Here is a 12890-nt window from a genome sequence, read left to right as displayed (position 1 = left end):
GTGCCGGGAATATGCCTGGATGAGAGCAGATTCCGGATGCACCTGGACAGTCCGAAGGCTTTCGTAAAAAATTATTTAATTTCTTGACTTTATACTTTCGGTATGGTACACTAACCTAGCGAATGGAAGTATAGGTCTTTTTTTTATGCCTATTTTTAACAAAGAAAGTTTCAGGCGTGAAGCTTTCACGACAGCCTCGCAAGCTGTCATGCAACTAAAAATTAGAACATAAAAAGCGAGGTGGAAGTTGTGCGTACAAGAATTACACTGGAATGTACAGAATGCAAGCATCGTAACTACAACATGACAAAGGATAAGAAGTCTCATCCGGAACGCATGGAAACAAAGAAATACTGTAGATTCTGCAAATCACACACATTACACAAAGAGACGAAATAGTCGTTGAAGGGAAGTGAATGTTATGGGCGAATCTAAAGACAAAGCGAAGACAAAAGAGAAGAAAACTCCTTTCTTCAAAGGTCTGAAAGCTGAGTTTAATAAGATTATCTGGCCAGACAAAACCACACTTACCAAACAGACAGCTGCGGTCGTAGTTGTTTCCGTTATCTTAGGAGCGATTATCACGATCTGTGATATCCTGGTAAAATTCGGGGTAGATTTATTAGTTAGATAAGATACTGATAAATGGTAATGCAGGAAAGGTGAGTTTATGGCAGAAGCAAAATGGTATGTTGTGCATACCTATTCAGGGTATGAGAACAAGGTAAAAGCCAACATTGACAAAACGATCGAGAACCGTCATCTGGAAGATGAGATCCTTGAGGTCCGTGTTCCGATGCAGGAAGTTGTCGAATTGAAGAACGGCGTACAGAAAGCGTCTCAGAAAAAGATGTTTCCGGGATATGTTCTGATCCACATGATCATGAACGATGATACCTGGTATGTGGTACGAAACACAAGAGGTGTTACAGGATTTGTAGGTCCTGGATCCAAACCGGTTCCGCTTACAGATGAAGAGATGGCACCACTTGGTATCCAGAAAGAAGACATCGTGGTAGATTTTGAAGAAGGAGATACTGTGACAGTAACAGGCGGAGCCTGGGAAGGAACAGTCGGCATGATTCAGACTATCAATATGGCTAAACAGAGCCTGACGATCAATGTTGATTTATTCGGCCGCGAAACGCCGGTAGAAATCAGTTTCGCAGAAGTCAAAAAAATGTAACTTTATGCGCAGTGCATAATGAACACGTGGGAGGGAAATCCCCGCAAATACCACAAGGAGGTACTTTAAAATGGCAAAAAAAGTTTCAGGTTATATCAAATTACAGATTCCAGCTGGAAAGGCTACTCCGGCTCCACCGGTTGGTCCTGCTCTTGGACAGCACGGTGTAAATATCGTTGAATTTACAAAACAGTTCAACGCAAAGACAGCTGATCAGGGAGATCTGATCATTCCTGTAGTAATTACAGTTTACAGTGACAGAAGTTTCAGCTTCGTTACAAAGACTCCTCCGGCAGCAGTTCTTATTAAGAAAGCCTGCAACCTTAAATCTGGTTCAGGTGTTCCGAACAAGACAAAAGTTGCTAAGATTACAAAAGCTCAGGTAAAGGAAATCGCAGAACTCAAGATGCCAGACCTGAACGCTGCATCCGTAGAATCAGCTATGAGCATGATCGAAGGAACATGCCGCAGCATGGGTGTAACTGTAGTAGAGGACTAATTCAGACTGCATAAGCAGAATGTAAGGAAACTGAAAAAATACGTGGGAGGGAATTCCCGTAATCACCACTAGGAGGTATTTAGAATGAAAAGAGGAAAGAAATACGTAGAAGCTGCAAAGTTAATCGACAGAGCAACTCTCTATGATAGAGATGAAGCAATCGCACTTGTTAAGAAGAGCGCGACAGCTAAATTTGACGAAACAATCGAAGCTCATATCAGAACAGGATGTGACGGACGTCATGCAGATCAGCAGATCCGTGGCGCTGTAGTTCTTCCACACGGAACTGGTAAAAAGGTTCGTATCCTTGTATTTGCTAAGGACGCTAAAGCTGAAGAAGCTAAAGCTGCCGGAGCAGATTACGTAGGTGGAGATGAACTCATTCCGAAGATCCAGAATGAAAACTGGTTCGAATTCGATGTAGTTGTAGCTACACCGGATATGATGGGTGTTGTTGGACGTCTCGGACGTGTACTTGGACCAAAAGGTTTAATGCCAAACCCGAAGGCTGGTACAGTAACAATGGACGTTACAAAAGCTATCAACGAAATCAAAGCTGGTAAGATTGAGTACAGATTGGACAAGACAAATATCATCCATGTACCGGTAGGAAAAGCTTCTTTCACTGAAGAACAGCTTGCTGACAACTTCCAGACGCTTATCGATGCGATTAACAAAGCTAAACCGGCAGCAGTAAAGGGTCAGTATCTTAAGAGTGTGACACTTACTTCTACAATGGGACCTGGTGTAAAAATCAACCCAATGAAGCTTGCTTAATCAGTATTGAATAAATGTAAATAATAGAGACACCGTATGCGGAGTGATCCGTTACGGTGTCTTTTTGTGCAACATGAAATCTAACAAACAGTATTCTGTATACATTGTGCATTTTTTGACGAACAATGCATGAAAACATTGAAAATCGGGGAAAATAATGATAACCTATGCCTGTGAAAAAAATATCAAGCAATTAAAAGGAGGCACTTTGTCATGGTTAATATTCAAAAGGCAGCAATTATCGGATGTGGGTTTGTAGGAGCGTCCTCTGCGTTCAGCTTACTTCAGAAAGGGATCTTTTCCGAACTGGTACTGATCGATGCGAATAAAGAAAAAGCAGAAGGGGAGGCAATGGACATAAGCCACGGTAGACCATATGCGCACCCGATGAAAATATATGCGGGATCTTATGATGATATCAGTGATTGTTCACTAATCATCATTACAGCTGGGGCAAATCAAAAACCGGGAGAGACAAGACTGGATCTGGTACACAAAAATGTAGCAATTTTCAAATCGATTATTCCGGAAATCACAAAACGCGGATTTGAAGGAATCCTGCTTGTTGTAGCAAATCCAGTGGATATTCTGACTTATGCGGCACTTAAGATTTCCGGATATCCGAAGGAAAGAGTATTCGGAAGCGGAACCGTTCTGGATACTGCAAGATTCCGCTATCTGTTAAGTGAACATCTTCAGGTTGCGAGCCGGAGCGTACATGCCAATATCATCGGAGAGCATGGAGACAGTGAGCTTGCTGTATGGAGCGGGGCAAATGTAGCGGGAATTCCAATCAATGATTTCTGTGAACTTCGCGGACATTATCAGCATCAGGAATCTATGGAAAGAATTTATAAGACCGTGCGGGACAGTGCTTATGATATTATCCAGAAAAAGGGTGCAACCTATTATGGTGTGGCAATGGCGGTTGCGAGAATTGCAGAAAGCATTGTTATGAATGAAAATGCGGTTCTTCCTGTCACGAGTCTGATGGAGGGAGAATACGGACTGGAAGGACTCTGTATCAGTGTTCCGACCATAGTTTCGCAGAAAGGTGCAGAAAAAGTTCTTGAGATTCCACTGAGCGATGAAGAAAAAGAAAAATTGCTTTCATCTGCAAAAGAATTGAAGGAAGTTCTGGATGGTTTGGACTTATAATAGAAGAAACTGGATGAAATTGAAAAAATTGAAAAAATACACTTGACTTTCTGGTAAACGTATGCTATATTTACGAAGTAACTGCCGAAGACAGTAGGTGCCGTAAGGCATAAGGGTCAAAACGCCTACCGAGGAAGACAAGATTCATTAGATTTGAATTTGTAAACCTCTGTGCTTTGGCGCGGAGGTTTTTTAGCGCATGATTGCGTGATATGAAAGTCCCCGCTGGGACCGAGACTTTCTGGCAGTTGAAAATACTACAAGGAGGTGCACCATTCGTGGCAAAAGTTGAATTAAAACAACCTATCGTACAGGCAATCGTTGAAGATCTCACAGATGCTCAGTCAGCAGTTATCGTTAACTACTGTGGACTTACAGTAGCTCAGGATACTGAACTTCGTAAACAGCTGAGAGAAGCAGGTGTTATCTACAAAGTTTGCAAGAACACAATGATGAAGAGAGCTTTTGAAGGAACAGATTTCGCACAGCTTGACGAATATCTGGAAGGACCGAACGCTATTGCAATTTCTAAAGAAGATGCAACAGCACCGGCAAGAATCATCTGCAATTTCGCTAAGAAAGCAGAAGCTCTTGAAGTAAAAGCAGGTGTAGTTGAAGGCTCAGTATATGACGCAGCTGGTATTCAGGAACTTTCTAAGATTCCGTCAAGAGAAGTACTGCTGTCCAAATTACTTGGAAGCTTACAGTCACCTATTACAAACCTTGCTCGTGTTCTTAATCAGATCGCAGAACAGGGTGATGCTCCGGCAGAAGCTGAAGCAGAAGCACCGGCAGCAGAGTAAGCTGTACCGGAATCCCATCCGAGTGTGGGAACAGTAAGAGGCGAAAGAGCCAATCATTAAAATCAAATGGAGGAAAATAAAATGGCAAAATTAACAACAGCAGAATTTATTGAAGCTATCAAAGAATTATCTGTACTTGAATTAAATGACTTAGTTAAAGCATGTGAAGAAGAATTTGGTGTATCCGCAGCAGCAGGTGTTGTAGTAGCAGCAGCTGCAGAAGGTGGAGCAGCAGCAGAAGAAAAAGATGAGTTCGACGTAGAACTTGTTTCTGCTGGAGCATCTAAAGTTAAAGTTATCAAAGTTGTTCGTGAAATCACAGGACTTGGACTTAAAGAAGCTAAAGAATTAGTTGACGGAGCACCGAAGGTAGTTAAAGAAGGCGTTTCTAAAGCTGAAGCTGAAGAAATCAAAACAAAACTTGAAGCTGAAGGAGCAGAAGTTAACCTTAAGTAATTTTGGTTATCACACTGTGAATGACAAGAGCGTATCGCGCAGGATTTCCTGCAGTGATACGCTCTTTTGATTTTTTATACTTTTCTGCGGTATGCATACAATGATGATGAGGATTGCGAGAGTGCAAAGCACGTAGCAATCTGGTATCAAAGGGACCGAAAGTAAATTTTGCCACTTACATTATAAAATACAATAAAAATACAATTCTTTGAAAAGTTAGACTTGACAATCGGGAAAAACCTGTGGTAAAGTAAAAAATGCGCTATTGTGGAAACGTATGCCATAAGTGCGCCCTGAATAAGGCGGAAATAACCCGAAAATTTATCATATAAGGAGTGAAACGTCAAATGGAGAAAAACAGAATTCGTCCCATCACAAACGGAAAAAGTATGCGCATGAGCTATTCCCGGCAAAAAGAAGTACTCCAAATGCCTAATTTGATCGAAGTTCAGACCGACTCTTACAAATGGTTCCTGGATGAAGGATTAAAAGAAGTATTTGATGATATTTCTCCGATTACCGATTACAGCGGACATCTGAGCCTGGAATTTGTCGACTTTACATTGTGCACAGATGAAACCAAGTACACAATCGAGGAATGTAAAGAACGCGATGCTACTTATGCTGCACCGCTTAAAGTGAAGGTAAGACTTCACAACAAAGAGACAGATGAGATCAATGAACATGAGATCTTTATGGGTGATTTACCGATTATGACAAGAACCGGTACCTTTGTAATCAATGGTGCGGAACGTGTTATTGTCAGCCAGCTGGTGCGTTCACCTGGTATTTATTATGGAATTGCGCATGATAAACTTGGTAAAGAATTATACTCTTGCACCGTTATCCCGAACAGGGGTGCATGGCTTGAATATGAGACGGACTCCAATGACGTTTTCTATGTCCGTGTGGACAGAACCCGTAAGGTGCCGATCACAGTCCTGATCCGTGCACTTGGTATTGGAACGAATGCTGAGATTATCGATCTTTTTGGTGAAGAGCCAAAGATTCTCGCAAGTTTCACAAAGGATACTTCAGAGAACTATCAGGAAGGTCTTCTCGAATTATATAAGAAGATCCGTCCGGGTGAACCGCTTGCTGTAGACAGTGCAGAAAGTCTGATCACCAGCATGTTCTTTGACCCGAGACGTTATGACCTTGCAAAGGTTGGACGTTATAAATTTAATAAGAAGCTTATGCTCAAGAACCGTATCACAGGACATACGCTGGCTGAAGACGTAGTAAGCCCGATGACAGGTGAAGTAATTGCAGAAGCAGGAGCTGTCGTTGACAGAGAACTTGCAGATGCCATCCAGAATGCAGCTGTTCCATATGTGTGGATCGCAAGAGAAGAAAGTGACCGTAATATCAAAGTACTTTCTAATATGATGGTAGATCTCAAAGCTGTATGTGGAATCGATCCGGAAGAAGTTGGCGTAACTGAACTGGTATACTATCCGGTACTTGCTGAACTCCTGGAAGAGACAGCCGGAGATATCGATGAGCTGAAAGAAGCAATTCATAAGAATATTCATGAACTGATTCCGAAGCATATTACAAAAGAAGACATTATGGCGTCTATCAATTACAATATGCATCTTGAATATGGAATCGGTAAAGATGATGATATTGACCACTTGGGTAACAGACGTATCCGTGCGGTTGGAGAACTTCTCCAGAATCAGTACAGAATCGGTCTTTCAAGACTGGAAAGAGTTGTCCGTGAAAGAATGACAACACAGGATCTGGAGGGCATTTCTCCGCAGTCACTGATCAATATCAAGCCTGTAACTGCTGCTGTTAAAGAGTTCTTCGGATCATCACAGCTGTCACAGTTCATGGATCAGAATAACCCGCTTGGTGAGCTGACTCACAAGAGACGTCTTTCCGCACTTGGTCCAGGTGGACTTTCCCGTGACCGTGCCGGATTCGAGGTTCGTGACGTTCACTACTCACATTACGGAAGAATGTGTCCGATCGAGACACCTGAAGGACCGAACATCGGTCTGATCAACTCTCTCGCATGTTATGCAAGAATCAATGAGTACGGATTTATAGAAGCACCGTACCGTAAGATTGACAAAACAGATCCGCAGAATCCGGTTGTAACCGAAGAGGTAGTGTATATGACTGCGGATGAAGAAGATAATTATCATGTAGCACAGGCGAATGAGCCTCTGGATGAGGAAGGACATTTCATTCATAAGAATGTATCTGGTCGTTACCGTGATGAGACTCAGGAATACGAGAAAAGAATGTTTGATTACATGGACGTATCTCCGAAGATGGTGTTCTCTGTTGCTACAGCACTGATTCCGTTCCTGCAGAACGATGATGCGAACCGTGCGCTGATGGGGTCCAACATGCAGCGTCAGGCCGTACCGCTTCTTACTACAGAAGCTCCGGTAGTCGGAACAGGTATGGAAGTAAAATCTGCTGTCGACTCAGGTGTATGTGTCGTTGCAGAAGAAGGTGGTATTGTTGAAAGATCAACATCTACTGAAATCACAATTAAACAGGATGACAAGACAAAAAAGACTTATAAGCTGACTAAATTCCTGCGAAGCAACCAGAGCAACTGCTATAACCAGAGACCGATCGTTGTTAAAGGTGAAAGAGTTGAAAAGGGACAGGTAATCGCAGACGGACCTTCTACCTCCAATGGTGAGATGGCTCTTGGTAAGAACCCGTTGATCGGATTTATGACCTGGGAAGGTTACAACTACGAGGATGCTGTACTTCTTAGTGAACGTCTTGTACAGAATGATGTTTATACATCTGTTCATATCGAAGAATATGAAGCAGAAGCCCGTGATACAAAGCTCGGACCAGAAGAAATCACACGCGATATTCCTGGCGTAGGAGATGATGCACTGAAAGATCTGGATGAGAGAGGTATTATCCGTATCGGTGCTGAGGTTCGTGCAGGAGATATTCTTGTCGGCAAAGTTACTCCGAAGGGAGAGACAGAACTGACAGCAGAGGAAAGACTTCTTCGTGCAATTTTTGGAGAAAAAGCTCGTGAAGTAAGAGATACTTCTCTGAAAGTACCTCATGGTGAATACGGTATCGTTGTAGATGCAAAAGTATTTACAAGAGAAAATGGGGATGAACTTTCACCGGGAGTTAATCAGGCAGTCCGTATCTACATCGCACAGAAGAGAAAGATCTCTGTAGGTGATAAGATGGCCGGACGTCATGGTAACAAGGGTGTTGTTTCCCGTGTACTTCCTGTAGAAGATATGCCGTTCCTTCCGAACGGACGTCCGCTTGACATCGTGCTGAACCCACTGGGTGTACCGTCACGTATGAATATCGGACAGGTACTGGAGATCCACCTTTCTCTGGCTGCCAAAGCACTTGGATTCAACATTGCAACACCAGTATTCGATGGTGCAAACGAGGTTGATATTATGGATACCCTGGATCTGGCGAACGATTATGTTAACCTGTCCTGGGAAGAATTTGAAGCAAGACATAAAGAAGAACTTCTTCCGGAAGTTATGGATTATCTGTATGAGAACAGAGACCACAGAGCACTGTGGAAAGGCGTTCCGCTTTCAAGAGACGGTAAAGTAAGACTGAGAGACGGTCGTACCGGAGAATATTTCGACAGCCCGGTAACAATCGGACACATGCATTATCTGAAACTGCATCACCTGGTTGATGATAAGATCCATGCACGTTCAACCGGTCCTTACTCACTGGTAACACAGCAGCCACTTGGTGGTAAAGCACAGTTCGGTGGACAGCGTTTCGGAGAGATGGAGGTTTGGGCACTAGAAGCTTACGGTGCATCTTATACTCTGCAGGAAATCCTGACAGTTAAATCCGATGATGTGGTTGGCCGTGTGAAGACATACGAAGCAATCATCAAAGGTGAAAATATTCCTGAACCGGGAATTCCGGAATCCTTCAAGGTACTTCTTAAAGAACTTCAGTCACTCGGTCTGGATGTACGTGTCCTGGATGAGAACAATGAAGAAGTTCAGATCATGGAAAGTGTAGATTACGGTGATACAAACCTGAATCACATTATTGAAGGAGACAGACGCTACAATAACGATGAAGATTATGGTAAACACGGATACAGCAAGCAGGAATTCTCAGAAGGAGAACTGGTTGATGTAAATGATGAGCCGGAGGAAGATGACAGCTTCGACGATTTTGATGGCGATATGAACGATGATTTTGATGACGACATGGATTTAGAATAGGAGGATGCCGAGAATGACAGAAACAAAAAAAGAACCAACGTATCAACCGATTTCATTTGATGCGATTAAAATAGGTCTGGCATCTCCGGAAAAGATTCTGGAATGGTCAAGAGGTGAAGTTACAAAACCGGAGACAATCAACTACAGAACACTGAAGCCGGAAAGAGACGGTCTGTTCTGTGAGAAAATCTTTGGACCTAGCAAAGACTGGGAATGCCACTGTGGTAAATACAAAAAGATCCGTTATAAAGGTGTTGTATGCGATCGCTGTGGTGTAGAAGTAACAAAGGCAACTGTGCGACGTGAACGTATGGGTCACATCGCACTTGCGGCACCGGTTTCTCATATCTGGTATTTCAAAGGTATTCCGAGCCGTATGGGACTGATCCTGGATCTTTCACCGAGAACTTTGGAAAAAGTACTGTATTTCGCTTCTTATATCGTACTTGATAAGGGAGAGACAGATCTCTCTTACAAGCAGGTTCTTTCAGAAGCTGAATACCAGGAAGCAAGAGAAAACTGGGGCAATGGCTTCCGCGTAGGAATGGGAGCAGAAGCGATCAAAGAACTTCTTGAAGCGATTGATCTTGAAAAAGATTATGCTGAACTGCAGGCAGGACTTGAGGGTGCTACCGGACAGAAGAGAGCAAGAATCGTTAAGAGACTTGAAGTAGTAGAAGCTTTCCGCGAATCAGGAAATAAACCGGAATGGATGATCATGACTGCAATCCCGGTAATTCCGCCGGATCTGCGTCCGATGGTACAGCTGGATGGTGGACGTTTTGCAACATCTGACCTGAATGATCTGTACAGAAGAATTATCAACAGAAATAACCGTCTGAGAAGACTCCTTGAACTGGGAGCTCCGGACATTATCGTTAGAAACGAAAAGAGAATGCTGCAGGAAGCTGTAGATGCTCTGATCGACAATGGACGTCGTGGACGTCCGGTAACAGGTCCTGGAAACAGAGCACTGAAATCCCTTTCTGATATGCTGAAAGGTAAATCAGGACGTTTCCGTCAGAACCTGCTCGGAAAACGTGTTGACTACTCAGGACGTTCCGTTATCGTTGTAGGACCGGAACTGAAAATCTATCAGTGCGGTCTTCCGAAAGAAATGGCAATCGAGCTGTTCAAGCCGTTTGTTATGAAAGAACTTGTTGAGAGCGGAGCTGCTCACAATATTAAGAATGCTAAGAAAATGGTAGAGCGTCTTCAGCCGGAAGTATGGGATGTGCTTGAAGATGTAATCAAAGAGCATCCGGTTATGCTGAACCGTGCTCCTACACTTCACCGTCTTGGTATCCAGGCATTTGAACCGATTCTGGTAGAAGGTAAAGCAATTAAGCTTCATCCACTGGTATGTACCGCATTCAATGCCGATTTCGATGGTGACCAGATGGCGGTTCATCTTCCGCTTTCTGTAGAAGCTCAGGCTGAGTGCCGTTTCCTTCTGCTTTCACCAAACAACCTTCTGAAACCGTCTGATGGTGGTCCGGTAGCTGTTCCTTCACAGGATATGGTTCTTGGTATCTACTATCTGACACAGGAAAGACCGGGAGCCAAGGGAGAAGGAAAAGTATTCAAGAGTGTGAATGAAGCAATTCTTGCTTATGAAAACGGAGTTGTAACTCTTCACTCAAGAATCAAAGTACGTGTGACAAAGACGATGCCGGATGGAACAAAGAAGACCGGTACAGTAGAGTCTACACTTGGACGTTTCATTTTCAACGAAATTATTCCGCAGGATCTTGGTTTTGTTGATCGTGAAAAAGAAGGAAATGAACTGGTTCTTGAAGTGGATTTCCATGTAGGAAAGAAACAGCTGAAACAGATTCTTGAAAAAGTTATTAACACACATGGTGCGTCAGCTACAGCTGAAGTACTTGACCATGTAAAATCAATGGGATACAAGCTCTCTACAAGAGCAGCTATGACTGTATCTATTTCAGATATGACTGTACCGCCACAGAAACCGGAATTGATCGCAAGAGCACAGGCAACGGTTGATAAGATCACACGTAACTTTAAGCGTGGTCTTATTACAGAAGAAGAGCGTTACAAAGAAGTTGTAGAGACCTGGAAAGAAACAGATGATGAGCTTACAGAAGCCCTTCTTACAGGACTTGATAAATACAACAACATCTTCATGATGGCGGATTCCGGAGCCCGTGGATCTGATAAACAGATCAAACAGCTTGCAGGTATGCGTGGACTTATGGCTGATACAACCGGTCATACGATCGAGCTGCCTATCAAGTCAAACTTCCGTGAAGGTCTGGACGTACTGGAATACTTCATGTCTGCGCATGGAGCTCGAAAAGGTATGTCAGATACTGCCCTTCGTACAGCCGATTCAGGATACCTGACAAGACGTCTTGTTGACGTATCACAGGATCTGATCATCCGTGAGGTTGACTGTGTAAGCAAAGATGCTGAAATTCCGGGAATGTATCTGCATGCATTCATGGATGGAAATGAAGAAATCGAAAGTCTTCAGGAACGTATTACAGGAAGATATTCATGCTATACAATTTGTGACAAAGATGGCAATGTGCTTGTAAAAGCAAACCACATGATCACACCAAAACGTGCAGAAAAGATCATGAAATACGGTGTGGATGAAAATGGAAATTCACCACTTAAGAAAGTGAAAGTCCGTACAATCCTGACCTGTAAATCACACATTGGTATCTGTGCGAAATGTTATGGTGCCAATATGGCAACAGGTGAACCTGTACAGGTTGGTGAAGCTGTCGGTATTATTGCAGCTCAGTCAATCGGTGAACCTGGTACACAGCTGACCATGCGTACTTTCCATAGTGGTGGTGTAGCCGGTGGAGATATCACACAGGGTCTTCCTCGTGTCGAAGAACTTTTTGAAGCAAGAAAGCCGAAAGGTCTTGCTATCATCACAGAAATCGCAGGTGTTGCAAACCTGAACGATACAAAGAAGAAGCGTGAAATCATTGTTACCAATCAGCAGACAGGTGAGACAAAGACTTATCTGATTCCTTATGGATCACGTATTAAAGTACAGGATGGAGCTGTTCTGGAAGCCGGTGACGAGCTTACAGAAGGTAGCGTGAACCCGCATGACCTTCTTAAGATCAAAGGTCTTCGTGCTGCACAGGACTACATGCTTCAGGAAGTACAGAGAGTATACCGTCTGCAGGGTGTAGAAATCAACGATAAGCATATCGAAGTTATCGTTCGTCAGATGCTGAAGAAGATTCGCATCGAAGAAAGAGGAGATACTGAATTCCTTCCGGGAACAATGGTAGATGTCCTTGAGTTCAACGATGTAAATGAACAGATGGTAGCAGAAGGTAAAGAGCCTGCAACAGGAGAACAGATCATGCTTGGTATTACTAAGGCATCCCTGGCAACAGATTCCTTCCTGTCAGCTGCATCCTTCCAGGAGACAACCAAGGTTCTGACTGAGGCTGCTATCAAAGGCAAGGTTGACCACCTGATCGGTCTGAAAGAGAACGTCATTATCGGTAAACTGATTCCGGCAGGAACAGGTATGAGAAAATACCGTGATGTTAAGCTTGATACAGGCCTTGGTATGGATATGGACGACGAAATCAGTTTTGATGATTTTGATATGGATGATGATACTGAGTCTGAAGCACCGGCAGAGACAGCAGAAACTGTTGAAAGCGAAGAAAATGCTGACGAAACAGTTACAGTTGAAGAATAGGCTTTATATGCTAAGAGAGGCAGATACGTTGAATGGCGTGTCTGCTTTTCTTGCTTTAAAGACATGAAAAACAAAAATATTTAAAAAT

At 43.2% G+C, this 12890-nt stretch carries 10 protein-coding genes and 1 other annotated feature; all 10 genes read left to right on the top strand.

Features of this window, described 5'->3' with window-relative positions:
• Positions 1-249 precede the first annotated feature (249 nt).
• The 10 genes from rpmG to rpoC all read left to right on the top strand — a co-directional run bounded on the left by rpmG (position 250) and on the right by rpoC (position 12802).
• Entirely contained in the window at positions 250-399 is a 150-nt protein-coding gene (rpmG, locus tag PG840_RS08810) for a 50S ribosomal protein L33 (RefSeq protein ID WP_081445272.1), read from the top strand.
• Between the two features lie 22 nt (positions 400-421).
• On the top strand, positions 422-634 hold the full coding sequence (gene secE, locus PG840_RS08805) for a preprotein translocase subunit SecE (RefSeq protein ID WP_008373480.1): 213 nt from the start codon (positions 422-424) through the stop codon (positions 632-634).
• A gap of 36 nt (positions 635-670) precedes the next feature.
• On the top strand, positions 671-1186 hold the full coding sequence (gene nusG / locus PG840_RS08800; protein ID WP_008373482.1) for a transcription termination/antitermination protein NusG: 516 nt from the start codon (positions 671-673) through the stop codon (positions 1184-1186).
• Between the two features lie 70 nt (positions 1187-1256).
• Positions 1257-1685, top strand: coding sequence for a 50S ribosomal protein L11 (gene rplK, locus PG840_RS08795; protein WP_055247516.1), 429 nt, complete (start codon positions 1257-1259; stop codon positions 1683-1685).
• Positions 1686-1769: 84 nt separating this feature from the next.
• The gene (gene rplA / locus PG840_RS08790) at positions 1770-2462 is read left to right on the top strand and encodes a 50S ribosomal protein L1 (protein WP_008373486.1); all 693 of its coding nucleotides are present in this window, start codon (positions 1770-1772) and stop codon (positions 2460-2462) included.
• A 213-nt stretch (positions 2463-2675) separates the two neighbouring features.
• Complete coding sequence (locus PG840_RS08785) at positions 2676-3620, top strand: L-lactate dehydrogenase (protein ID WP_008373488.1); 945 nt, start codon at positions 2676-2678, stop codon at positions 3618-3620.
• Positions 3621-3686: 66 nt separating this feature from the next.
• Positions 3687-3823 (top strand) — a sequence feature (ribosomal protein L10 leader region).
• A 75-nt stretch (positions 3824-3898) separates the two neighbouring features.
• Positions 3899-4423: a 50S ribosomal protein L10 gene (rplJ, locus tag PG840_RS08780; RefSeq protein ID WP_022220338.1), complete on the top strand. Its 525-nt coding sequence runs from the start codon at positions 3899-3901 to the stop codon at positions 4421-4423.
• Positions 4424-4504: 81 nt separating this feature from the next.
• Positions 4505-4879 (top strand): 50S ribosomal protein L7/L12, encoded by a 375-nt coding sequence (rplL, locus tag PG840_RS08775; RefSeq protein WP_022220337.1) that lies wholly within the window; start codon positions 4505-4507, stop codon positions 4877-4879.
• A gap of 347 nt (positions 4880-5226) precedes the next feature.
• Positions 5227-9096, top strand: coding sequence for a DNA-directed RNA polymerase subunit beta (rpoB, locus tag PG840_RS08770; protein WP_117824610.1), 3870 nt, complete (start codon positions 5227-5229; stop codon positions 9094-9096).
• Between the two features lie 13 nt (positions 9097-9109).
• The gene (rpoC, locus tag PG840_RS08765; RefSeq protein WP_195502227.1) at positions 9110-12802 is read left to right on the top strand and encodes a DNA-directed RNA polymerase subunit beta'; all 3693 of its coding nucleotides are present in this window, start codon (positions 9110-9112) and stop codon (positions 12800-12802) included.
• The last annotated feature ends 88 nt before the right edge of the window (positions 12803-12890 follow it).

It is taken from the genome of Coprococcus sp. AM97-35 (assembly GCF_027697525.1).
GTDB lineage: Bacteria > Bacillota > Clostridia > Lachnospirales > Lachnospiraceae > Allocoprococcus > Allocoprococcus comes.
The sequence above is the reverse complement of the archived record's forward strand: the minus strand, read 5'-3'. Positions and strand labels throughout refer to the sequence as shown.

Excerpts from the sequence above, each read along its gene's own strand:
- PG840_RS08785 (WP_008373488.1), top strand. The coding sequence starts at position 2,676 with ATGGTTAATATTCAAAAGGCAGCAATTATCGGATGTGGGTTTGTAGGA.
- rpoB (WP_117824610.1), top strand. The coding sequence starts at position 5,227 with ATGGAGAAAAACAGAATTCGTCCCATCACAAACGGAAAAAGTATGCGC.
- nusG (WP_008373482.1), top strand. The coding sequence starts at position 671 with ATGGCAGAAGCAAAATGGTATGTTGTGCATACCTATTCAGGGTATGAG.
- rplK (WP_055247516.1), top strand. The coding sequence starts at position 1,257 with ATGGCAAAAAAAGTTTCAGGTTATATCAAATTACAGATTCCAGCTGGA.
- secE (WP_008373480.1), top strand. The coding sequence starts at position 422 with ATGGGCGAATCTAAAGACAAAGCGAAGACAAAAGAGAAGAAAACTCCT.
- rpoC (WP_195502227.1), top strand. The coding sequence starts at position 9,110 with ATGACAGAAACAAAAAAAGAACCAACGTATCAACCGATTTCATTTGAT.
- rplA (WP_008373486.1), top strand. The coding sequence starts at position 1,770 with ATGAAAAGAGGAAAGAAATACGTAGAAGCTGCAAAGTTAATCGACAGA.
- rplL (WP_022220337.1), top strand. The coding sequence starts at position 4,505 with ATGGCAAAATTAACAACAGCAGAATTTATTGAAGCTATCAAAGAATTA.